Origin of the sequence: Algibacter sp. 2305UL17-15 (assembly GCF_040720935.1) — a bacterium.
Taxonomy (GTDB): Bacteria; Bacteroidota; Bacteroidia; order Flavobacteriales; family Flavobacteriaceae; genus Jejuia.
The window spans coordinates 47,622-73,281 of the sequence record NZ_JBFDAE010000007.1; the positions used below are offsets into that span (position 1 = coordinate 47,622).

General features: G+C 37.1%; 12 protein-coding genes, 2 tRNA genes and 1 pseudogene. 7 read left to right on the forward strand and 8 right to left on the reverse strand.

Annotation, left to right across the window (positions count from 1 at the left end; genetic code table 11):
- Window positions 1-31: 31 nt before the first annotated feature.
- From ABXQ82_RS09155 to ABXQ82_RS09165, 3 genes are all read right to left on the reverse strand, one after another.
- Entirely contained in the window at window positions 32-691 is a 660-nt protein-coding gene (locus tag ABXQ82_RS09155) for a class I SAM-dependent methyltransferase (RefSeq protein WP_367058153.1), read from the reverse strand.
- A 93-nt stretch (window positions 692-784) separates the two neighbouring features.
- Window positions 785-2,335 (reverse strand): alpha-L-fucosidase, encoded by a 1,551-nt coding sequence (locus ABXQ82_RS09160; protein ID WP_367058156.1) that lies wholly within the window; start codon window positions 2,333-2,335, stop codon window positions 785-787.
- A gap of 48 nt (window positions 2,336-2,383) precedes the next feature.
- A complete protein-coding gene (locus ABXQ82_RS09165) occupies window positions 2,384-2,914 on the reverse strand; it encodes an RNA methyltransferase (RefSeq protein ID WP_367058158.1) in 531 nt (176 codons plus the stop codon).
- 355 nt (window positions 2,915-3,269) lie between these two features.
- Here ABXQ82_RS09165 and mutS point away from each other — a divergent pair, with 355 nt between their 5' ends.
- The 4 genes and pseudogenes from mutS to ABXQ82_RS09185 form a co-directional block, all read left to right on the forward strand.
- Window positions 3,270-5,879 (forward strand): DNA mismatch repair protein MutS, encoded by a 2,610-nt coding sequence (gene mutS / locus ABXQ82_RS09170; RefSeq protein ID WP_367058161.1) that lies wholly within the window; start codon window positions 3,270-3,272, stop codon window positions 5,877-5,879.
- A gap of 117 nt (window positions 5,880-5,996) precedes the next feature.
- A tRNA-Gly gene (locus ABXQ82_RS09175) sits at window positions 5,997-6,068 on the forward strand.
- A 32-nt stretch (window positions 6,069-6,100) separates the two neighbouring features.
- Window positions 6,101-6,184 (forward strand) — tRNA-Leu (locus ABXQ82_RS09180).
- A 227-nt stretch (window positions 6,185-6,411) separates the two neighbouring features.
- A pseudogene (locus ABXQ82_RS09185) lies at window positions 6,412-6,855 on the forward strand (integrase core domain-containing protein); the annotation flags it as partial.
- Between the two features lie 452 nt (window positions 6,856-7,307).
- Here the strand turns inward: ABXQ82_RS09185 and ABXQ82_RS09190 are convergent.
- The 5 genes from ABXQ82_RS09190 to ABXQ82_RS09210 form a co-directional block, all read right to left on the reverse strand.
- Window positions 7,308-7,862 (reverse strand): hypothetical protein, encoded by a 555-nt coding sequence (locus ABXQ82_RS09190; RefSeq protein WP_367058163.1) that lies wholly within the window; start codon window positions 7,860-7,862, stop codon window positions 7,308-7,310.
- Window positions 7,859-8,035: a hypothetical protein gene (locus ABXQ82_RS09195; protein ID WP_367058166.1), complete on the reverse strand. Its 177-nt coding sequence runs from the start codon at window positions 8,033-8,035 to the stop codon at window positions 7,859-7,861. Before ABXQ82_RS09195 ends, ABXQ82_RS09190 begins: the two co-directional genes overlap by 4 nt.
- Before the next feature lie 187 nt (window positions 8,036-8,222).
- Window positions 8,223-8,513, reverse strand: a complete 291-nt coding sequence (locus ABXQ82_RS09200; RefSeq protein WP_367058169.1) for a type II toxin-antitoxin system RelE/ParE family toxin — start codon at window positions 8,511-8,513, stop codon at window positions 8,223-8,225.
- Window positions 8,491-8,751, reverse strand: coding sequence for a hypothetical protein (locus tag ABXQ82_RS09205; protein WP_367058172.1), 261 nt, complete (start codon window positions 8,749-8,751; stop codon window positions 8,491-8,493). The genes ABXQ82_RS09200 and ABXQ82_RS09205 overlap by 23 nt, the downstream gene beginning before the upstream one ends.
- Window positions 8,752-8,778: 27 nt before the next feature.
- Window positions 8,779-10,098 carry a tyrosine-type recombinase/integrase gene (locus ABXQ82_RS09210; RefSeq protein WP_367058174.1) on the reverse strand — a complete coding sequence of 440 codons (1,320 nt, stop codon included), beginning with the start codon at window positions 10,096-10,098 and terminating at the stop codon, window positions 8,779-8,781.
- 659 nt (window positions 10,099-10,757) lie between these two features.
- Between ABXQ82_RS09210 and ABXQ82_RS09215 the strand changes: the two genes are divergently transcribed.
- The 3 genes from ABXQ82_RS09215 to ABXQ82_RS09225 are packed head-to-tail and all read left to right on the forward strand — an operon-like array spanning window position 10,758 to window position 25,500.
- Window positions 10,758-22,478, forward strand: coding sequence for a gliding motility-associated C-terminal domain-containing protein (locus tag ABXQ82_RS09215; RefSeq protein ID WP_367058176.1), 11,721 nt, complete (start codon window positions 10,758-10,760; stop codon window positions 22,476-22,478).
- Between the two features lie 46 nt (window positions 22,479-22,524).
- Window positions 22,525-23,442: a type IX secretion system membrane protein PorP/SprF gene (locus ABXQ82_RS09220; protein WP_367058178.1), complete on the forward strand. Its 918-nt coding sequence runs from the start codon at window positions 22,525-22,527 to the stop codon at window positions 23,440-23,442.
- 12 nt (window positions 23,443-23,454) lie between these two features.
- Complete coding sequence (locus ABXQ82_RS09225) at window positions 23,455-25,500, forward strand: OmpA family protein (protein WP_367058180.1); 2,046 nt, start codon at window positions 23,455-23,457, stop codon at window positions 25,498-25,500.
- Window positions 25,501-25,660: the final 160 nt, after the last annotated feature.

Consider the following 25,660-nt stretch of genomic DNA (forward strand, 5'->3'; position numbering starts at 1 on the left):
TTGCCTTTGTAAGAATGGCAAAAACCACGTCTTAAAAAGTTTTAAATAAAGTTGTAACAATGCGCCCTTTTTTATTCTCTAAAACATACTCCCCAAGTTGTTTTTGATCTTTAACTTTCAAATTAAAAGGTGCTTTCAATACATCAACACCACTATCTTGTTTTAGCCTAATGCCTTGCCCTGAAATAATATCCTTGTTTGGCGCAAAGTTGCCCAACGGTATATGTTCCGTTAGAATGATGTATTTATACGCTGCTAATTTTTTTGTTATTTTTTCTATGTCTTTGTTGGATAAATGCTGTAAAACTTGCCTTAATATAATACAGTCAGCGGGTGGAAGTTCATCTTCTATAATATCCAAACAATGAAACTCTAAATTATCTGCTTTGAATAATGTTTTGTTTCTTTCAATAAGGTTTTCAACAATATCTAAAGCCATATATTTTTTGACGTATTTAGTGAGGTGTCTTCCAATATTAAAATCGCCACAGCCTAAATCGCAGACAACCAATTTCTTATTGTGAGATTCTAAAAAGGCAATTACGGCATTCAAATAAGGGTTCGTAATTTTCGGGTCATGTGAACCATAACCAGAGTAAAAATCGAATTCATTTCCTCCCCAAAGATGCTTGTCGTAAATCTGGCGCATCACATCCTTTATAGGCCATGGTTTCTTTACTTTTTTTGCCACTTAATTTAATTTATTGTAACCATCCTAGACTGTAATTATTTAAAGCCTATTTTGGTCTAAATTATAGGGTTTTAATAAAAATAGTGCTCACAATTAGTCTTCAAGCTCAACCTTAAAAACCGTAGCTATTTCATCCATTAGTTCATTGTTAGGTGTTTGAAATATAAGGGTTTCAAAATCGGTACTCCATTCTAATTCAGTACCACTTCCAACTACCGAAACTTTTTTTATAGATTTTGAATTGTTAGTATCTATAACGTGTTTAATGTGTAATTTAGTATTGGCTTTAGGGCGTCCTAAAGCATAGATATACAATGTGTTTTTATCTTTAGATGTGGTAAATCTATAGTCTTGGTTGTTGTATTTTATGGTTGCCGATTGTCCACCAAAGTGCCCTTTTTCAAATGCAGCAACACCATAACCGTAAATGGAGTGTGTTCTGGTTTCATAAACTGCTTCTTTGTGTTTTTCAATCCAGGATCCAATTTCAGATAACGCATGCCTTTGTTCGTCTATAATAACACCATCAGCACGTGGCGAAATATTTAAAAGCACAATACCTTTTTTACTCCAGACATCAATCATATTTCTTATTACCAAAGCTGGATATTTGTAGGTTTGCCCTTCTATATAGCACCAACTATTATGACTTATGGTGATATCGGTAAGCCAGTAATCATCAGATATTTCCGTTTTACCGCCTTGCTCAATATCCAAAATACCAATATTTGTTGGTAAATCTTTTTGCTTGTAAGCCACAATGGGTTCTTGATTATTTTTAACAGCTTTATTAAAATGGTTAGCTACCATTTTTTGTAAATAATGTTCTGGAATTTGGTCTAGCCAAGAGTCAAACCAAATTATATCGGGCGAATAATTATCTACCACTTCATTTACTTGGTCTAGCCAGTATTTATTAAATTCTTCTGCTTCTAGATTACCATAAAATAGTTTTAACTTAGGGTCTGTGGTGGACGTTATGTACTCCGGATGGTATGGAAAATGACTATTTCTGCCAGCTTCTGGCCCATTTCCTGCCCAATTTGTAGAATCTTTTGCATAACGTTGTCCAACTTTTGCATGATGGAATGTAGCAATGGTTTTTATGTCAAGTGCCTTTAATTCTTTAAACAAATCGCCTAAGATATTTTTTTTAGGTCCCATATCGTTTGCATTCCATGGGTTTACCTTGCTGTCCCACATGGCAAACCCATCGTGATGTTGTGCTACTGGACCTGCAAATTTTGCGCCTGCTTTATTAAATAAATCCGCCCATGCTGCAGCATCAAATTGCTCCGCTTTAAACATCGGGATAAAATCATGGTAGTTGAATTTAGAAACATCGCCATAGGTGTTTTTATGGTGCTCATAAGTTTGCCCTCCCCATTTATCACCTCTATCTGGAAAATACATCCATCTTGGATACCATTCATTTCCAAAAGCAGGAACACTATAAACTCCCCAATGAAAATAAATACCAAACTTAGAATCTTTAAACCATTCAGGTTCCTTATTATTTGTAGCCAAGGATTCCCATGTTTCTGCATATTTTGGAACTTCAACTTCGGGAGTTCGCTCTTGTTTGTTTTTGCAATTTGTTAAGGATAAACAGAATACGGCTAATAAAAGAAACTTGAATTTCATTGCTTAACAACTTGTGTTGATTAATTAGATTTAATCACTAAGATAATTTTATTTTCTCAACTTACTAAACATATCCCAAATCACAACCCCACAGCTCACCGAAATATTTAAAGAGTGTTTCGTGCCAAATTGAGGGATTTCAATAACCATATCGCTTACATTTACCACATTTTGGGCAACACCTTTTACTTCGTTGCCAAAAACAAGGGCGTAAGTTGTTTGTTGTTTAGGTGTAAAGTTGTTAAGCATCGTAGCATTTTCAGCTTGTTCTATCGAACAGATTTTTACGTTTTCGCTTTTCAGTTTTTCGACCAAATCCATGGTGTTTTCAACATATTCCCAATCTACAGTATCCGTACTTCCCAAAGCTGTTTTGTGGATATCCTTATGTGGTGGTTTTGCTGTAATGCCACAGAGATAAATTTTTTCAACTAAAAACGCATCACTTGTTCTAAATACCGAGCCTATATTGTTTAAGCTTCTGATATTATCAAGAATAATTATGATAGGTGTTTTTTCGGCTTCTTTAAACCCATCAACACTTAATCTGTCTAATTCGTTATTTTTAAGTTTGCGCATTATATAGTTTTTTTGTCATTCCCGCGAAGGCGGGAATCTTATACTTTTTTTCTGCCACGAATTCACGAATATTTTACTTGATTTTTTTTAATCCAGACCTGTAAGGTTTCCTGTGCTGAACTTGATTCAGTATCTAACCTGACAGGTCTATAGTTTATTCATTGAAAGTTATACGTGTATTCAGGGCAGCTTTAAACCCAATAAATTGTTAATAATTGTAGATAACTTCTAATATCTCAATTCCAAAAAACATGAAATTAGTGGTACATTGCATGCTACAATTTTGTCAAAAATAAGACTTAAAATTCACTTTCACATAGAGATTCCCATCTTCATGGGAATGAAAAAGGACTAAATGAAAAAAGCAAAAAAAGTAACCCCGTTAATGAAACAGTATAACGCCATCAAGGTAAAATACCCTGATGCCTTATTATTATTTCGTGTGGGTGATTTTTACGAAACCTTTGGTAGTGACGCCATTAAAGCTGCGGGTATTTTAGGCATTATTTTAACCAAACGTGGCGCAGGAAGTGAAAGTGAAACGGAATTGGCTGGATTTCCGCATCATTCTTTAAACACCTATTTGCCAAAACTAGTAAAAGCAGGTGAGCGCGTTGCTATTTGCGATCAATTGGAAGATCCCAAACAAACCAAAACCATTGTAAAGCGAGGCGTAACCGAATTGGTAACCCCAGGCGTTGCTTTAAATGATGAGGTTTTAGTTTCAAAAGCGAATAACTTTTTATGTTCAGTCTATTTTGATAAAAAATATATAGGAATCTCTTTTTTAGATATTTCCACAGGGGAGTTTTTGACTTCTCAAGGCAATGCGGAGTATATTGATAAGTTGCTCCAGAATTTTAGTCCGAGTGAAGTGTTGGTGTCTAAACAAAAACGTTCGCTATTTAACGAGACTTTTGGCGACGATTTTCATACCTTTTATTTAGAAGATTGGGTATATCAAACCGATTATGCTTATGAAACCTTAATCAAACATTTCGACACAAAAACATTAAAGGGTTTTGGTATTGAGGATTTATATGAAGGGATTATTGCTTCGGGTTCTATTCTGCATTATTTAGGCGAAACCCAACATCATAAGTTACAGCATATTACCTCAATTTCTAGAATTGCAGAAGATGATTATGTGTGGATGGACAAGTTTACCATCAGAAATTTAGAACTTTATAATTCTACCAATAATAATGCGGTGACGCTTTTGAATGTGATAGATAAAACCATCTCACCAATGGGTGGAAGGTTGTTAAAACGTTGGTTGGCATTGCCGTTGAAAAATGTTGAAAAAATAAAACAACGTCATGAAGTTGTGAGTTTCTTAACTAAAGAAAACTCTGTGCTTCAAAAAATTCAAAACCACATTAAACATATTGGCGATTTAGAACGTTTAATTTCTAAAACGGCTACAGGCAAGGTGAATCCGCGCGAGGTCATTCAGCTTAAAAATTCATTGGAAGCTATTGTGCCTATAAAGTCTTTGTCTTCAAATTGTGATAATGAATCGCTCAAAATTATAGGCGATAAATTGCAGAGTTGCGATGTGCTTCGAGACAAAATAAAGGAGACTTTAAACGAAGAAGCGCCGGTAAATGTGTTGAAAGGCAATAGTATTGCTGCTGGTTTTTCTTCGGAATTGGATGACCTGAGAGGTTTGTCAAAATCCGGAAAAGATTATCTGGATAACATGCTGGAGCGCGAAAGTGAACGCACAGGTATTACCTCGCTTAAAATAGCCTCCAATAACGTATTTGGATATTATATTGAAGTGCGAAATACGCATAAAGATAAAGTTCCCGAAGAATGGATTAGAAAACAAACTTTAGTAAATGCAGAACGTTATATTACTGAAGAACTTAAAGAATACGAAGCCAAAATTTTAGGTGCTGAAGATCGTATTCAAGCCATAGAACAACAGTTGTTTGCTGAGTTGGTGGGTTGGTTAAATCAATATATAAAACCTGTTCAGCAAAACGCCTATTTAATTGGGCAATTAGATTGTTTGTGTGGGTTTTCACAATTAGCAAAAGATAATAAATACATTTATCCAACCCTTGATGATTCCTTTGATTTGGAGATTAAGGATGGGCGTCATCCTGTGATTGAAAAGCAATTGCCTATTGGTGAAGCGTATATTGCTAACGATGTTTTTCTGGATAGAACTGGTCAACAAATCATCATGATTACAGGGCCTAATATGTCTGGTAAATCGGCGATATTACGACAAACAGCCTTAATTGTCTTGTTGGCCCAAATTGGAAGCTTTGTTCCAGCTGAATCTGCGAGAATAGGTTTGGTAGATAAAATTTTTACAAGAGTAGGGGCAAGTGATAATATCTCTATGGGGGAATCGACTTTTATGGTGGAGATGAACGAGACCGCTTCTATTTTAAATAATATTTCCAATAGAAGTTTGGTGTTGTTGGATGAAATTGGTCGTGGTACAAGTACATATGATGGAATTTCCATCGCTTGGGCAATTAGTGAATATTTGCACGAACATCCTGCGAAACCAAAAACATTATTCGCAACACATTATCATGAACTCAATGAAATGAGTGAAACTTTCGGACGTATTAAAAACTTTAATGTGTCTGTAAAAGAGTTAAAAGATAATGTGCTATTTCTAAGAAAATTGGTTGAAGGTGGAAGCGCACATAGTTTTGGTATTCATGTGGCAAAAATGGCGGGTATGCCACAACAAGTTTTACACCGTGCGAATAAAATTCTGAAGAAATTAGAGCAATCTCATTCTAGTGAAGAGCTTACTGATAAGGTGAAAACCTTGAATGACGATATGCAATTGAGTTTTTTTAATCTTGATGACCCTTTGTTAGAAAATATTAAAGAAGAAATATTACACATTGATATTGATACACTTACGCCTGTTGAAGCACTAATGAAACTCAATGAAATTAAACGGATGTTAGTCAAGAAAAAACAAGCTTAAAATTATTTTTATTTATTTCAAAAAAAGGCTTTGCAATTCCTAGAAATATTTTAAATTTGCATCCGCAATCGAGAGGTTGTAACGCCTGCTTGCCGTAGGTAAGTTCATTAAAAGACTGCGAAAGTAGCTCAGGGGTAGAGCATCACCTTGCCAAGGTGGGGGTCGCGGGTTCAAATCCCGTCTTTCGCTCTGAAACTTTTTTAAAATATACCAATTAAGTTGCTGAAGTGGTGGAATTGGTAGACACGTTGGACTTAAAATCCAATGTCCATTAGGACGTACGGGTTCAAGTCCCGTCTTCAGTACTTAGAAAAACCGTAACTTACTATTTATTAGTTTGTTGCGGTTTTCTTTTTTGTGTTCTAGTCAGCATTTAGTCAACCATTTGAAAATTTGTGTGTTTTTGGTGTTTTTTAAATTCTTGGAAGTTTTCATAGTAAACACATTCTAAAACTTTATTTATTCATACTCATAACGGTTTGAAATCATTTCGTCTTCAAATTCGTCATGCATATCATCTTTTGTAATCATTTCAGTTTTGGATCTAGCAGATAGAAAAATAGTCTCCTGGGCATTAACTGAGGATATGGGCACTGAAAATACCGTTTACAAGGTCTGGTTACAGGCCAGAGAAAACAGAAATATAACTGATAACCATATTTTTCATTCCGATAGAGGCGTACAGTATGCATCTAATAAAATGACAGGCGTTTTAAACTCCAGTAAAAAAATAACGCAAAGTATGAGTAGAAAAGGGAACTGCTGGGATAACGCTGTCGCGGAGAGCTTATTTAAAACAATAAAATATGAATGCACAAATAGGTATACTTTTAATTGCTACTTAGAAGCTTACCAGGTTATCGACCAGTATATTAAGTGGTATAATTATAAGAGACTCCATTCTGCTTTAGGTTGCAAGTCACCAGTAGAAATGGAAATAGAAATAGTAATGAAAAACAATAAAAATGTAGCTTAAAAAATAGTACCAAATTTATTAGGTAGTCCAAAGATTGATTAATTTTATAGTGAAATAATCATTTAATGGAATCTTATTAATCAGTTCCTCATGTTTTAGCCAAAACCTAAAAGGCGCAGCATACCAAAATATTGAACCATTACAATCTATAAATTATGGACTTTTCTGCACCGATTTACAGAAAGCCATTTTAACCCATGTAAAACACAAAAAAACCATAGCCACAAACGATGCCGACTGGATGCAAAAAGCATCCCTCTATGATTATAATAACATCTACTATGTAGTAATTTACATGAAATCAAAACGAGGGTTCAAGCCTTATTTATATTGCGATATACCGCTGAATAAATGTAACGACTTTAATCGTAATGAAAAAAATGACTACGGTAAATCATTTCACAGTTACATAAAGCCGTATAAGTGCGATTGTGACTAGTTTTTTTAGTTAATTAGTTGTTTGGCTTTTTAATTTGCGACATCATTCTCACATTATCAGTATAATTGCTTTTCTTCTCCGAATTCTTTAAGGCTATTGCTTTTATTTTTTTTGCGTATTCGGGATCTGTTTTCATGCGCTTTATTACCTCGCCTTGTAACGTAGGTTCTTTAAATAAATCAAGTTTCTTATTTCTTATTTCTTGTTTTTGCTTTTTGGTAAGTAGTAATTTGGCTCTAGTTTTAGTTTGTTTTTTTTCCGCCTTTAACCTTTGATTAATAAGGCTGTTCTTTCCAAATTCATAATCAGAAATGAGTTTAGACCATTTTAACCCATTATTTGGCACTTCGATAATCCAGTAATTAAGTAGAAGTACATCGTATTGTTCTACTGGCTTTTTGATTGCCTTTTGAAAGTTGATGTATTTAGGGAAAAATTTAAGGGCAAATTTGGTTGTAAACCCTTTTCTTTTTGAGAATTCATTTTGATAATCAATAAGATTTTTCTTTAATACATAATTCATTAAACCAAAATATGATACTTCACAGACTCTTTTAATTGTACTCATAAACTATTGAGTTTTGTATTTGTAAATTTAGCCTTGTTATGAAGTCTTATTAACAAATAATCACATTCCTCGCTAGATAGACCATCAACATAGTTTTTTAAATTCTGTACTGATTTTTCACTAGATGTTCTTAGTTCTTCGATTTGCTCCTGTTGTTCGATAGTGTAATTCATATTATTGCGCTTTTTTTATAATTGTTAGTTGAGTTTCTTTTCCATGTACTTAACAACATGGTAAATTTTTACTGTTTTTTTTCCACGTACTCAATAACATGGTAAATTTCACTACTTTTTTAACACGTACTAATCAATATGTTAACGTTTTTCAATTTTGTTAACATGTTAAATGGTTAGTGAATTTCTATTCAAACACCCTACTAGGTTTTTGGTTGGTATTGAATACTCTTAAAATATAAATAGCATCAACCTCAACCCTGTACACTATTTTAAAACTCCATTTGGTAACAAAACGAATGTTTTCGGAATTGTAAACGGGTTCTTTAGGGTATTTGTATGGCATGAGTGCCAAAGTATCTGCAAGTTCTGTAAGCGTTTTTAAAACGTGCATGGCGTTCTGTGGGCTTTTGGTGGCAATGTATTGTATATTCTTGTTGAGGTCATCAACTGCCTTAGAGTGCCAGTTTATTGTCATCTGCTATGTGTTTAAAAACGTCTTTGGTAGTGTGTAGTTTTGCAGTTCCGTTGTCAATCTCTTTATTGACTAGATCCAAATTTTTAATATAGTCGCTCTCGGTTATGGGGTTGCCCTCCATATCATAAGCAAATACATTTTCTTTGTCTAAAAGGTTTTTAATTTTCTCTAATAGTCTATTATCGGATATACTCAATATCCTTTGTGCCACGTTGATTTTTAAAGTTTCTGTTTTCATAATTATCTGAAGTGTTTTGAAATAAAATTAATTTTGATTTGATGCGTTTTTGATAACGGTTAGGGTTGCTTTCTTGTTTTGTTTTTGAGCCTGTAAGGTGTAGAAGTCCGCTATTTGTTGTGCATAGTCTAGCGAGTTTTTGCCTATGTAGTTTAAAAACATTTTTTCGGTACTGTGGGCAGTTATCTGCATTATTAAATTGGTTGGAAGTGTTCCGTATAAATTAGTAGCAAATGAACGCCTGCAAACGTGTGAGGTTATTAACTGCCATTTAGGAAAAATACCGTTAGTTTTTCTCTTTTGTTTGTTGCCTTTGCCTTTTTTGGTTACTTCAATAATGCCCCCTTTTATCTTTTGGTTAATTTCTGCCAATTCGCAAACCTCTTTAAGATAGTCGTTAAGTTTTTGAATAGATATTTTATAAGGTAATCCAGTTTCTAAAATATCCTTAGTGGTTTGCAGTACTGGAATAGTGGTGTTTTTACCTGTTTTTTGTTGTTGAAGCTCTATAACTTCATAACCGTTTCTAGTAACAAAGTTCTTTTCGGTAATGCTTAATAAGTCGCCCCCACGTTGCCCAATGTTGCACCCTAATAAAAGCCACTTTCGGGCGTTTTGTAATGCTTCATTGGTTATGTCTGCATCCTCTATTTTTTCAAGTTCAGAGGGCGTTAAATAAATAACATTCTCATTCTTAACTTTTGCGCTCTCAATCCTTTTAAATTGTGGATTGACTTCTATACCGTTGGTTTCCGCATCATAACAAACTGTTTTTAAATCTGCTATTTTCTTGACTGCATAATTTTTAGAATACTTTTTATCGTGAAGCAAGTACTTTAAAAATTCATTTGAAAAATTGATATTAACATCTTTAACCTTATAACTTATACCGTTTTGGTAGTTTGTCATCATGGTTTTTAAAGACTTGTAAGAGTTGACACGGCTTTTTGATAGTCCTATGTTGCCCTTTGCATTTCTTCTTGTTTCTGCGGTGTCTATGATGTTTTGAATGGCATCTGTTAACAATTCACTTTGTTTGTTTTCGCTTATCCTTTTAAAATGTAAATCTATTTGATATAATAGCCAGTCGCCTGTAACCTCAACACCATTAATATTGGCATCGTTTAACCTTTGATGTATTTTGGTTTCTAATCCTTTGAGTTTGGTTAAAAGGTTTTTATTATCTGCATTGTTCTGTTTTGGTAGTCCTGTGTCTTTGCTCCAGTTCTTTGGATTGATACTTAAACCTGTTTTTCTTTTGAGAGTCTTAAACTTGCTTATTGATAGACGTAAGTAAATAGAGGTGTTTAAAGACTTGCCTTGAAGTATAAATTTAATAGTTGCCATTTTTGAACATTTGAACATTCAAATATAACGAAAAAAACAATCTAGTCAACATTTAGTCAGCATTTAGTCAGCCGTTTTAAATTTTATTCAATTTCGTTCAATTTTTGTTAAAGTCTATTTTTATTGGTGTTGTATTGATTTTGTTGAGGTTGCTCTTGTTTTATAAGGGTTGTATTGTCATACAAAATAGTGGGTTTCAAGTCCCGTCTTCAGTACATGTAAAAAGCCGAAACGAAAGTTTCGGCTTTTTTTTGGTTTAAAGCTAATAAGTAAATACTTCCAAGTATTTTTCTGTATCAAAATTGATTTGCTTTATTTCATATTAAGTCTTCCTAATAAATTTTCATTCATTAAAGCTATTTATATACATAAAAAATGGTTTTGGATTTCATTTGAAGAAATTAAAATTCTCTCTACATAAGAAACCACTAAATAAACGTTTTTTCTTACTTATTTACAACATTTTTGCTTTTAATCTTTTTTTTATGCGTTTAATCGATAATATAATTTTGAATCGGTTTTTTAAATGAAAACATTTTTGATTTTTTACTTTCGGATATCATAGAATATAGTAACAGAATTTAAAAATAATAAATACTCATCTCAAATCTGAATTTTTAAATTTTTCAAAAAAATTTACAGTATATAAAAATTATTACATGAAGAATATCTACATTTCCCAAAAATTATTATGCACAAGTGTTTTAAAGTTTTTCTTTATTACAATACTTTTCATATTCCAAAGTTTTTCTGCTATTGCTCAAAACTGTTCGCCTAACGCTGGCCCGGACCAAGTTATATGTGCAAATGATGGTTTAACATTATCTGGTTCGGTATCAAGCCCTGGCGGGAGTCCTTTTACGGGGTCTCAATGGGTGCAAATTAGTGGCCCATCAGTTATTATTGATAATCCAAATAGTCTTACAACAAATGTAACAGGGGCTGTTGGAGGTCAAACTTATGGTTTTAGGCTAATAGGTAATTGTGCCATAGGGGGTGATAACCAAGATGATATGCAGGTTACAGTACAAGCATTAACTGAGGCTGTGATAAGTAATGGAAATATAGTGTCATGTCCTGCTAATGGAACAATAGTTTTAAATGGTAGTGCGCCGCAATTTGGGGAAACTGTAAGTTGGACAGCATCTGGGGGCGCAGGTGTTATTTTTAGTGTAGATGATCAAAACACAACATCAATTACATTACCGGATACAAGTTGCGGTGTTTCAACAATAAGATATACCATAACCAATGAAGATGCTTTAGGGCCAAATTTAGATTGTGTTTCCTTTGCAGAAATTACAGTTACAAATAGGGGTGGTGTTCAAAATGTAGATGCCGGCCCAGATCAAAATTTAAATCAATGTTACACGGCTACTCAGTCTGCTAATCTGTCAGGAAGCTTTGCCGGTTGTGGTATTGATGGACAAGGTGGGATGTGGTCTTTTGTCAGCGGGCCTACATCTCCAAGTTTTGGTGCAGCGACCAATGCGAACACTTCAGTTTCGCCATTACAAGCTGGCACGTATCAATTTAGATGGAGTGTGAGCGGTCCGTGTGTAAATGGTAGTGATACCGTAACCATAGTAGTGCCAGACCCAACCCAAGATGTCACAACTTCTAATATAGCAAATGATAATATTGTGTTTTGCGACCAAACAATTAGTCAAACTACTCTAGTTGGCCCAGAGCCCACTTTTTCAGGAGAAGAAGTTTTATGGGAGTACACGGGCTCTGATCCAAATATTGTAATTGATGATCCTACAAACCCAACAACATTAGTTTCTGGATTAGATAATGCAAATGATCCTTACAATTTTACTTATACAATTACAAATCCAAATACAGTATCTGGAGGTATGCCAGCATGTAATTCTGTTGGAACTGTAAGAGTTAGGTACAGAAATGCTTCTCCTTCAATAATAGCCAACATGGGTAATGATATTATTGGAGATTGTAATGTGTTTCAAATTCCAATACCTATTCAAACCAGTGCGGGAACAAATTCGGTTTACAGTATAATTAGCGGTCCAGCAGATAATTTAAACATGCCTGCAGCGGTTACATATCCTACATCGTATCAAGGCTATGGTTCTGGTAATTTTTCTGGTGGTGTTTTTACGCTAGATTTTCTAGATCAATTTGGATTATCAAGCATAGCAGAACTACCAACAGGAACTTATACAATAGCTTTTAGAAGAGAAACTAGAGGAGATTTATTAACCGAGTGTACTGATGCAACAAGCACTATTAACGTAACCATAACCAGAAGTGCAACACCACCATCCGCAGGAGGCGATGTTGTTTTAGATTGTAATTATAATGATGCGCTTGGAGCAAATTTATCAGGTAACCCTATTACCGTTGGAACTTCTATTTGGTCACAAATTGGAGGCCCAGCAATGGTTACTATAAGTGATCCTTATGCACAAAGTATCAATATTACTGGTATAACAATACCTGGTCTTTATACATTTAGATATAACGTAACAGGTGGACCTTCTCCAGGTTGCCAAACCCCTCCAGATGATGTAACTATAACACTCAATTCAACAACTATTGATACGCCCGCAATAAGCACACCAGATCCTTCTAATGTATGCTTTGGTTCAAATTTTCAGGTAGATGCTAATACGCCGTCTGCAGGTCAAATAGGGACATGGTCAATTAGTCCTGCGGGGCCAACATTTCAAGATGTAAATAGCCCAAGTACTCAGATAGAAAACTTAGCTATCAATGAAACATATACAGTAACTTGGACGATTGCTTTAGAAAATGCTGTAGGCGCCACTTGTCCTACACCCGAGAGTACAAGTATGACTATAAACACAAATGGCACTCAAGGCCCACAAAATGTGTCTGCTGGCCCTGATGATTGTCAAAATGCCAGTGGTGGTTTGTCTTATATATTAGCAGGAAGTGTTCCTGGGGTAGATGAGGCTGGAATATGGTCTAGTCCAGATGCTGGTGTGAGTTTCGCTACAGCTACAGATAATAATGCTACAGTAACATTTCCTTCAGTAGGATCTTATGTTTTAACTTGGACAGTTACAAATACAGTTAATGGTTGTCAATCAACTTCAGATTCAGTTGAAATAACCATTGCTGATGCTCCTTTGTCAAACGCTGGAGTAGATCAAACAGGATGTCAAACGACTTTTACAATGGATGCAGACGATCCATTACCAACAGGTAATACTGGGCAATGGGTTTTAAACGAAGGCCCTGGTGGTTTTACTTTTGTAGATGATACAGATCCAAATAGTGATGTAACATTTACCTATTCAGGAACTTATGTTTTTGATTGGGTAGTAACTAGAGGAAGTGGTAATTGCCCAAGCGGAACTGCAACTAGTAGTGTAACACTTAACGTAGGAATTCCAACAAGTATCCCCAATATTCCAGTAGATGACATAAATGTTTGTAACGCAACATCAACAATGCTTAACGCCGATCCTGTAGGTAATCCGGCTGAAGAAATAGGATATTGGACAGTAGAGTCTGGCGCACCAAGTGTACCAACTTTTTCTGATGCAAACAGTCCAACTGTTACGGTTTCAAACCTTGTTACTGGTACTTATAATTTTAAATGGAATATTGTTGGTAGCGCACTTTGTACACCACAATTATCTGCCGATGTTGAGGTAGAAGTCTCTGCTCCAGCATCAGCAGGAAATAATCAACAATTATGTGCTGCAACTAGTGTTTTATTAGAAGGCACAACAGGTTCAACAGGAACATGGACACAAACTTCTACAACTGGTACAAATTCAACCATAACTACAACAGGTCCAAATACGGCAAATGCTACAATCACGCCAGGAACGGAATACGTTTTTCAATATGAACCTGATGATGTTACTTTTAACACAAATACGGGAACTGGACCAGCTACTTGTGATCCAGGTACAGCCTCTATCACTGTTGGTACTATTGCAACACCACCAGAGCCAGATGCGGGCCCAGATCAGCAGAAATGTTTAGATGATCCAGTAATTGACCAAGTAACACTTGCAGGATCAGACCCATCTTTAATTCCTGGAGCACCAGCGGTAACAGGGCAATGGGAAATTGTTTTTCCAGTAGGAGGTGTAGGAGCCACTTTTGCAGACGATACACAGTTTGATACAACAATGTCTATAACAGATCCAGGGTTATATATATTAGAATGGACATATACTAAAGGGGCATGTGTTAAGTTAACGGATGTTGTAAGAATTGAAGCTTTTGAAGCTCCTAGTGATGCTATTGCCGGTACAGATCAGCCTAATGCTTGTCAATTTGACGCGCAATTAAATGCAACGCCTCCAGCAATTGGAATCGGAGAATGGACCTTTGAAAACCCAGGGGATGATCCATCAGGAGGTTTAATTGTTATAGATAGCCCAAATTCTCCAACAAGTACATTGTCAAACATTCCGGATAATATAAATACACCATATACATTAACATGGACAGTTTCAAATGGGGGACCTTTCCCATTAAGCCCGGGTTCACTTTGTGATCCTAAAGTTGATACTATGGAAATTACATTTCCAGATGCAAGACCTTCTCCTGCAGTTGCAGGATTTGATCAGGATATTTGTGCTAATAAAACAACAATGAATGCTTCGCCATTAACAGAAGGAACAGGAGCGTGGAGTCAAGTTTCAGGACCTAGTGCAGCAACTATATTATCACCTAATTTCGAAAATACTACCATAACAAATCTAGTTATGGGGGCTTATATATTCGAATGGTCGGTTACAAATGGAGGTTGTACATTAACAGATGCAGTTCGAGTTGTAGTAAATGAACAATTAACTGCAGTTGATGCAGGACCAGATCAGCAAGTAGCTATTTCTAGTCCAGTAAGTTTAAACGCAGTTCCAGCTGGTTCTGGAATTACAGGAACGTGGAGCCAAGTTTCAGGGCCTAGTACAACTAATTTTGTAGACGAAAACTCTGCGACATCTCAAGTAACAGGTTTAGTGCTTGGAACTTACGAGTTTGAATGGACACTTTCTAATGGTGTATGTTCAGATATTGCTGATTCCATGATTCTAGAAATTGTAGGTATATCAGATTTAGAATTGACAAAAACAGTAACACCAGCATCAGTAAATGTTGGAGATACTGTAACCTTTCAAATAGATATCCTTAACAATGATGCAGATGCATTGAATATGGATGCTACAGGGGTTTCAATGGAAGATGTTTTACCATTAGGCTATAGTCTTGTTCCTGGTACGGTTTCTAATTCAGGAAGTTTTGATGCAGGAACACAAACTATTTCATGGACTAATTTAGATATCGCAAATGGAGATACTTTAAGTTTGACTTTTGATGCTATTGTAAATGCTTCAGGTTCTTATATAAATTCATCACAAATTACAACTGGTGATAATATAGACCCAGATAGTGACCCAGCAACTGACGACACGATAGATGAAGATAATGCTGACGGAGATAATGATCCAACTACAGGAGGCGATGACGATGATGAAGATACTGCAACGATAACCATACAATCATCAGATTTATCAATTCAAAAAACAGTTTTGCCTACCAATGTAAGTATTGGAGATACTGTTGTATTCACAATAACAGTATCAAATGCAGGAGCAGATACAGCTACAAATGTTGAGGTTCTAGATCAATTACCTAGCGGCTATGCATACCAAAGTGATGATGCTGCTGGGAATTATAATCCAGCGACAGGAGTTTGGACTACAGGTACAGTAACCACAGCTTTAAATCAAGTTTTAAATATTACAGCTATAGTGAATGCACCAACAGAAGCAACTAATGAATATTTAAATACAGCAGAAGTAACAACTAGCGATCAAGCAGATCCAAATAGTACACCTAATAATGATGATGGCGACCAAAGTGAAGATGATGAAGATAATGCATCAATTACTTTAGAACTTGCTGATTTACAAATAACAAAAACAGTTTTACCAGTTTCAGGTTCAGTTGGTGATACTGTTGCGTTCTCAATCCTTTTAGAAAATTTTGGGCCAGGGGATGCAACAGGTGTAGATATAGAAGATTTATTACCTTCAGGATTCGATTTAGTGGCAGGATCTATTAGTAATTCGGGTAATTTTATAGTTGGAAACAAATCCATTGTTTGGACTGATTTAGCCTTAGGAAATGGTTTGTCAAGAACATTGACTTATGATGCTATTGTAAATGATACTGGGAATTATACAAATAGTGTTCAAATCACAGCTAGTGATTTAGATGATCCAGATAGTGATCCAACAACAGATGATACAATAGATGAAAATAATGCTGATGGCGATAACGATCCAAATACTGGAGGCGATGATGATGATGAGGATACAGTAACTTTCATAATAGAAGAAGCTGATTTGAGTTTGGTAAAAACTTTAACACCTTCTAGCGCAACCGTTGGAGACACGGTAACCTTTACAATAACTGTTGATAATGATGGTGGGAATGCTGCAACCAATGTTGAAGTTGTAGATCAATTACCAATCGGTTTTGCTTATGTCAGTGATAATGCTTCAGGTAATTATGACAATGGTACAGGAATATGGAATATTGCTACTATTGCAAATGGTGGTGCAGCAACATTAAACATAACTGCAACGGTAAATGCACCAACAGGAGAAGCAGGCGAGTATAACAATGTAGCTGAAGTTACAGCTAGTGATCAGTCTGATCCTGATAGTAATCCAAATAATGACGATGGTGATCAGAGTGAAGATGATGAGGATAATGTAATACTAACACTCGATACATCAGACCTAAGCATTGCCAAGGCAGTAAGTAACGCGACACCAAATGTAGGCGATGTAGTTACGTTTACTATTACGTTAAGTAACGCAGGCACAGTAGCCGCCACAGGCGTATCGGTACAGGATATCGTACCAGCAGGCTACAGTAATATATCAGCGATCAGTGGTACAGGCACAGAAACGGCAACAAACCAAGTAGATTGGGCGGGACTGACCGTACCGGTAGGCACAGATACGGTAACCTTGACCTTTGAAGCCACGGTAGATGCCCCGACAGGCGCAGCCAATGAGTATATCAACGGCGTAGAGATCACGGCATCAGACCAGTTCGATCCCGATAGTGATCCAACAAGTGGTGCCGATACAGACGATAACGGCGATGGTATTGATGATGACGATGAAGCGACAGTGGGCGTAGTCATCCAACAAGCCGATTTAAGCATCGCCAAGGCGATCAGTAATACCAGTCCAAACGTAGGCGATACGGTAACGTTCACATTAACGCTGACCAATGCAGGCCCAGATGTAGCGACAGGTGTAGCGATAGAAGATATCCTACCAAGCGGTTACACATTGGGCACGGTAAACAACGGCGGAGTTGCAACAGGCAACACGGCAACGTGGACAGGCTTAACAGTGGCTTCAAACAACGGAACTACTATAGTTACTTATGAAGCTACGGTAAACGCACCGGGCACAGGTATCAGTTATACCAACAGTGCACAGATCACGGCCAGCGACCAGTACGACCCGGACAGTGATCCAACAACAGGCAACACGGTAGATGAAGACGGCGATGGCAACGGCGATGATGATGACGAGGATGAACTGACCATAGCCCCAGCCCAGGCAGATTTAAGTATCGCCAAAGGCTTAGCCTCAGGAAGCGCCACACCAAACGTAGGCGATACATTGGTGTTCGAATTGGTAATAACTAACGACGGACCAGATGCGGCCACTGGCGTATCGGTAGAAGATGTACTTCCAATCGGTTACACTTTGGGAACAGTAAACAATGCAGGTACGGGAGCGGGCAACACCGCAACATGGACAGGATTGAGCGTGCCGTCAAGCGGAAGCATAACGGTCACTTATGAAGCGACAGTCAATGCCCCAACAGGAGCGGCGGACGAGTACCTGAACGTGACCCAGATCACGGCATCAGATCAATTCGACCCAGACAGTGACCCGACCACGGACAATGCGGTAGATGAGGACAATGCCGATGGCGATAACGACCCAACCACAGGTGGCGATGACGATGATGAGGACACCTTCAACATTGTCCCACAGACCGCAGACTTATCGATAGACAAAACGGTAGTGGACGACAATGGAGCACCAGTAAATGTAAATGACGTGTTAACGTTCAGTATTGCAATAAGCAATGCGGGCACAACAGCGGCAACGGGAGTAAGTATCGATGATATCTTACCGATCGGTTACAGTCTTGTAGCGGGCAGTATAGATAATGGCGGTGTGTTCAACGCAGGCAATACCACCATCACATGGGATGGCCTAAACGTACCATTGACAGGTACCACGGTAAGCTACCAAGTAACGGTAAATGCCCCAACGGGCACAACTGATGAATATAAGAACGTCGCAGAGGTCACTGCGAGCGACCAGTTCGATCCAAACAGTGAGCCGGACAATGATGATGGCGACCAAAGTGAGGATGATGAAGATGCCGAAGTTGTAGTACCGGCACAAGCCGACTTAATCTTGGCAAAAGGGATCAGCGCCACAAGCAGCGCCACACCAAACGTAGGCGACACTGTTACTTTTGAAGTAACGATTACCAACAACGGCCCGGACACGGCGACCAATGTAAGCGCGAGTGATTTAGTGCCCTCAGGTTACAGTAATATCACAAACATCGACAACGGCGGGGTAGCAACGGGCAACCAGATCGATTGGACAACAGCAAGCATCGCACCGGGCGCAGCCAATGCGGTAACATTAAGTTACGATGTCACGGTCAATGCCCCAACTGGCGCAGTTGGCGAGTACAGCAACGTAGCAGAGATAACTGGGAGCGACCAATTCGATCCAACGAGTACACCGGACAATGACGATGGCGACCAGAGTGAGGATGATGAGGATAACTTCACGATCACACCACAAACGGCTGATTTAAGTATCGCCAAAGCAGTAAGCAACCCAACACCAAACGTGGGCGATGTTGTAACCTTCACGATCACGTTAAGTAACGCAGGCACAGTAGATGCCACAGGCGTATCGGTACAGGATATCGTACCGGTAGGTTACAGCAATGTAGCGGCGATAAGTGGCACGGGAACAGAAACGGCAACGAACCAAGTAGATTGGGCGGGACTGACCGTACCGGTAGGCACAGATACGGTAACCTTGACCTTTGAAGCCACGGTAGATGCCCCGACAGGCGCAGCCAATGAGTATATCAACGGCGTAGAGATCACGGCATCAGACCAGTTCGATCCCGATAGTGATCCAACAAGTGGTGCCGATACAGACGATAACGGCGATGGCATAGATGATGACGATGAAGCGACAGTGGGCGTAGTCATCCAACAAGCCGATTTAAGCATCGCCAAGGCGATCAGTAATACCAGTCCAAACGTAGGCGATACGGTAACGTTCACATTAACGCTGACCAATGCAGGCCCAGATGTAGCGACAGGTGTAGCGATAGAAGATATCCTACCAAGCGGTTACACATTGGGCACGGTAAACAACGGCGGAGTTGCAACAGGCAACACGGCAACGTGGACAGGCTTAACAGTGGCTTCAAACAACGGAACTACTATAGTTACTTATGAAGCTACGGTAAACGCACCGGGCACAGGTATCAGTTATACCAACAGTGCACAGATCACGGCCAGCGACCAGTACGACCCGGACAGTGATCCAACAACAGATGCAACTGTAGATGAAGACGGCGATGGCAACGGCGATGATGATGATGAGGATGAGTTGACAATTGCGCCAGCGCAAGCTGATTTATCATTAACTAAGATAGTTGTTGATGGAGATTTAACACCATTGGTAGGTTCAGAAATCACTTTTGAAATTAGAGTGTTTAATGATGGCCCTCAAAATGCAACAGGTGTTGAAGTGATGGATTTATTACCATCAGGATATGACTTCGTATTGTATAGTTCAACATCAGGAGTTTATGATGAAACTACTGGATTGTGGACGTTAGGAACAGTGCTTTCAGGAGAGTCAGAAACCTTGTTAATTGATGTTCTTGTGAATGCAACGGGAGATTATTTAAATATTGCAGAAGTAATTACTTCAGATGTATTTGATGCGGATTCAGTTCCAAATAATGATGACGGCGATCAAAGTGAAGATGATGAGGATAGCGCAATAGTAACACCAGTAGTATCTGTTTCAGATCTTTCATTAGTAAAAAGTGTTGTAGATAATGATGTTACACCATTGGTAGGTTCAGAAATTACTTTCCAAATTACAGTAACAAATGATGGCCCTGAAAACGCAACAGGTGTTACAGTTACCGATTTATTACCATCAGGATATGATTTTGTATTGTTCAGTTCAACATCTGGAGTATATGATGAGGCCACGGGAATATGGAACATTGGAGGTATTGCAAATGGAGAATCAGAAACTCTACTAATCGATGTATTGGTTAATACTTCAGGCGATTATCTAAATATTGCAGAGGTGACTTCATCTGATACAACAGATTCAGATTCAACACCAAATAATGATGATGGCGATCAAAGTGAAGATGATGAAGATAATGCAATTGTAACTCCGTTTATCTCAGTAGCTGATTTATCATTAACAAAAGGAGTTGTAGATGGAGATACGTCGCCATTAGTTGGTTCAGAAATCACATTTATAATAACTGTAACTAATGATGGGCCTCAAAATGCAACTGGCGTAGTGGTTACCGATATATTACCATCAGGTTTCGACTTTGTATTATTCAGTTCTACATCTGGAACTTATGATGAAGCAACAGGAATTTGGAACGTTGGCAATATTGACAACGGCGTAACGGAAACCTTATTGATTGATGTTCTTGTTAATGGTTCAGGAGATTATTTAAACATTGCCGAAATATCAGCATCTGATGTTGTAGATAATGATTCTGCACCAAATAATGATGATGGCGACCAAAGTGAGGATGACGAAGACAATGTGCAAATTACACCAGTAGATGCCATGGCAGATTTATCTTTAGCTAAAACGGTTGTAGATAATGAGATCATGCCAAATGTTGGAGATGAAATCACATTCCAAATCACAGTTAATAATATTGGTCCAGATGCTGCCACAGGTGTAGAAGTTATCGACTTGTTACCTCAAGGTTTTGATTTTGTACGTTTTAGTGCAACATCAGGAATATATAATGAAGTAACAGGTTTATGGACGGTTGGAACTGTTCCAAATGCAAGTTCTCAAAGCTTATTTATTGATGTAATAATCAACGAGCCAACTGGAGCAGCAGGAGAATACTTCAATATTTCTGAGATTACGGCAAGTGATGTTATGGATCCTAACAGTATGCCAAATAACGATGATGGCGACCAAAGTGAGGATGATGAAGATAGTATTTTAGTTATGACAGAAACTGCAGATTTAAGTTTAACAAAATCTGTAAGTAACATAGATGCCAATGTAGGCGATGTGGTAACATTTACACTTCAAATAGACAATGCTGGAGTAGATGCTGCAACAGGTGTTGCTTTAGAAGATATCTTACCAATTGGTTACAGTAACATTACTAACATCAGTAACGGAGGGGAACTAATAGGTAACATCATTACTTGGGCAGGTTTAAATGTGCCTTTATCAGGATTGACAATCACTTACGAAGCTACGGTTAATATGCCAACACTTCAAGCTGGCGAGTATTTAAATATTGCTCAGATTACTGGAACCGACCAATTTGATCCAAACAGTGAGCCAGATAATGACGATGGCGATCAAAGTGAAGACGATGAGGATTCAGCTTTTATAAACACACCAATAGCTGATATTGCAGTAACTAAAACAGTTGATAACGCAACTCCTTCAATAGCAGATGGAATTGTATTTACAATTGGTGCAAATAACTTGGGCGGTATTGATGCTACATCTGTAGAGATTGTTGATGTATTGCCAAGCGGTTATGCGTTTATATCTTATGTAGCCTCATCTGGAATTTATGATGAAGCATCTGGATTATGGACTATCCCAACAGTTTTAGCAGGAGTAACCGAAACGTTAACAATCACAGTTAAAGTATTGGATATTAATGATTATGTAAACACAGCATCACTTGAGTTCTTAGATCAAATAGATACAAATGAAAACAATGATACGGATAATGCAACCATTGAACCACAATGTTTAACAATTTATAACGAATTCTCTCCTAACGGAAATGGTAAAAACGAATTCTTTTACATCGATTGTATAAATAATTACCCTAACAATGAACTTCAAATATATAACAGATGGGGTAATGTGGTTTATATAAAAGAGGGTTATGACAATACGTTTAACGGCATATCTAACGGAAGAGCAGTTGTAAACAAAAACGAAAAATTACCAGTAGGCACCTACTACTATATATTAGACCTAGGTGATGGATCAGAGCCGAAATCTGGTTGGTTATATATAGTGAGATAAAATGGATTTGAAAAAAGGATTATACCCAAAACATAAAAATTTAGAGATGAATTTAAAATTAAAAATAGTATTTGGTCTCGTATTGGTGCTTGCGTTACAAAATGGCAACGCACAACAAGACCCACAGTACACAGACTATATGTTTAATACGCTTACTGTAAATTCTGCATATGCTGGCTCAAGAGGGCATTTAACGGTTACAGGTTTGCATAGAACACAATGGGTAGGTTTAGATGGCGCGCCAGAAACCCAATCGTTTAGCGTAGAATCGCCAGTTGGTAAAAATGTAGGCCTAGGTGTTGTTTTGGTTAATGACAGATTAGGCCCCTCAGATGAGTTTTATCTCGATGCAAATTTTTCATATACCATAAATTTAAACTATGAGAGCAAGCTGTCTTTCGGAATAAAAGGTGGTGGAAGAATGTTAAATATTGATTGGACAAGAGGTACCTTTCAAGAACAGGAAAATGTATTTCAGCAAAACATCGAAAATAAGTTTTTGCCAACCATTGGCGCGGGTGTATATTGGCATAACGAGAATAGTTACATAGGTTTATCTGTTCCAAATTTTTTAACAAATGAGCATTATGATGGTGTTCAAAACGCCATTGCAGCAGAACGGTTACACTATTTTTTAATAGTAGGTAAGGTGTTTGATTTGAGTCCTAGAATTAAATTTAAACCCGCTTTTTTAGGAAAATTTGTTGTAGGAGCGCCAATAATTGCTGATGTATCTGCAAACTTTATGTTTGATGAAACGCTAAGGTTAGGTCTCGCTTATCGCTGGGACGATTCCGTAAGTGGTTTAATTGGCCTGCAACTTGGGCCAAAATTGATGATAGGTTATGCTTATGATGCAACTACTACCAGATTACGAAATTTCAATTCTGGAACACATGAAATTATGTTGCGTTTCGAATTAAGATCTAGGGAAAAACAATTAAAATCGCCACGTTTCTTTTAAAAATTGAACTACATGAAAAATACAATTACACTTATATTATTATTTACAATTAGTATCTCTTTTTCTCAAAGTTCAACAAAAAAGGCCGATAAGCTTTTTGAGAGAATGTGGTATAAAGAAGCTTCGGTTTTATACGAATTAGAACTTGGTAAATTTGAAAGAAGAAATAAAACATCTACTAAACGTAGCGATTCAACTTATGTAACTCTTTTAAAAAGAGCAGGAGATTCTTATTTCTTCAACACAGATATGAAAAATGCCCATGTGTGGTATGATAAATTAATATCTGATTATTATGCTGATGTTGATGCTGATGTTGATGCTGATGTTGATGCTGAATATATTTTTAGATACGCTCATGCTTTAGAAGGTATTGGCAAATATAGAGATGCAAAACGATGGATGAAAGAGTTTGCAAAGCGCACAAAAAATAAAGATGATAGATCTGAACTGTTAGATCAAAACGGATTATCTGTCGAGGATGTTTTAGATATTGAACCTGCATTTATTCTTAAAAATGTATCTGTAAATACGAAGTACTCAGATTTTGGGCCGATGTATTACAAAGATCAATTAGTATATTCTTCAGCAGTAGATAGTTCAACGTTTCATACGAGAATTTACCATTGGAACGAGCAACCGTTTTTAAATATGTATCTGGGTGAATTGAACGCAATAGAATCTGATGTGAAATTAATCGATGATTTTTCAGAGAAATTAAACACACGCTATCACGAAGCTACTTTGGCATTTTCTCCAGATGAAACCAAAGTTTATTTTACGAGAAATAATTTCGAAGGCAAATTAAAAAGAGATAAAAAAGGTACAAATCATTTAAAACTTTATAGTGCAGAATTACGCAAAAATGAAGACAGTATTTTTAGATGGCAAAACGTTAAGGAATTACCGTTTAATAGCGAAGATTATTCAGTTGGTCACCCAACGGTAAGTAAAGATGGTAAATTGTTATATTTTGTGTCAGACATGCCTGGATCTATTGGTGCAACAGATATTTTTGTGGTCGATATTTTAGAAGAAAACACGAATACAGCACAAGATAGTACTTTCACAGGCTATTCCAAACCAAGAAATTTAGGAGAAAAAGTAAATACTGCAGGTCGCGAAATGTTTCCTTACATTACTGATAATGCGTTGTATTTAGCTTCAGATGGTCATCTAGGTTTGGGAGGATTGGATGTTTATGAAAGTAGAATAATCGATGCTAATTTTCAAAAACCGGTAAACCTTGGCGCACCTTTAAATAGTGAGTTAGATGATTTTGGTTTTATTGTAAATAAAGAAAAAAATAAAGGCTTTGTATGCTCAAATAGATTGACAGGAAAAGGAGACGATGATATTTATTCTTTTATTCGTTTACCTAAACCTGATAAGCCATTATGCGAGCAGTTGGTAAGAGGTTATGTTTCAAATTCCATCACGGGAGAGCGAATTGCAAATGTGAAAATGACATTGTTTTCTGGGGATGGCAAAGAATTAGAAACCACAACCACGACCATATCAGGTGCCTATAAATTTAATACCGTTTTAAGCTGTGCTACAAAATTTAAAGTTACTGCTGCTAAAACAGGATATGAAAGCAAAGAGAAGCCCGTACTAACCTTAAGCGAAAATGGAGAGACGGTTGTAGCTTTAGGCTTGGAAACGCTCAACGAATTAATAGTTGAAGAAAAAGGTGTTTTAAAAATTAAAATAGGCATTATTTATTTCGACTTAGATAAATCATTCATTAGAAACGATGCTTCAATAGAGTTGAATAAGATAGTATTATTAATGACGCAATATCCTAAAATGGTCATTAAGATTGAGTCCCATACAGATGCGCGGGACAGTGATGCCTATAACTTAAAACTATCAGACCGAAGAGCAAAATCAACAAGAGATTACATCATCAGTCAAGGTATTGAAGCTAATAGAATTGAAAGCGCAGAAGGATTTGGGGAATCACAGTTGATAAACAATTGTAAAAATGGTGTGAAGTGTTCAGAATCTGAACATCAACTAAATAGAAGGTCTGAATTCATCATTGTAAAAATGTAATCTTTAAGGCATAAAGACATCTAATCTCATGGAAACTAAGGTTGATTAATAGCAATTTTACCGCCAAACCATTTGATAGATAGAAGCGGGCAGAAATGCTCGCTTCTTATTTTAGGTGTTTGTAGATTTTTTGGCACTAACCCATAAAGTGTGTAAGTTT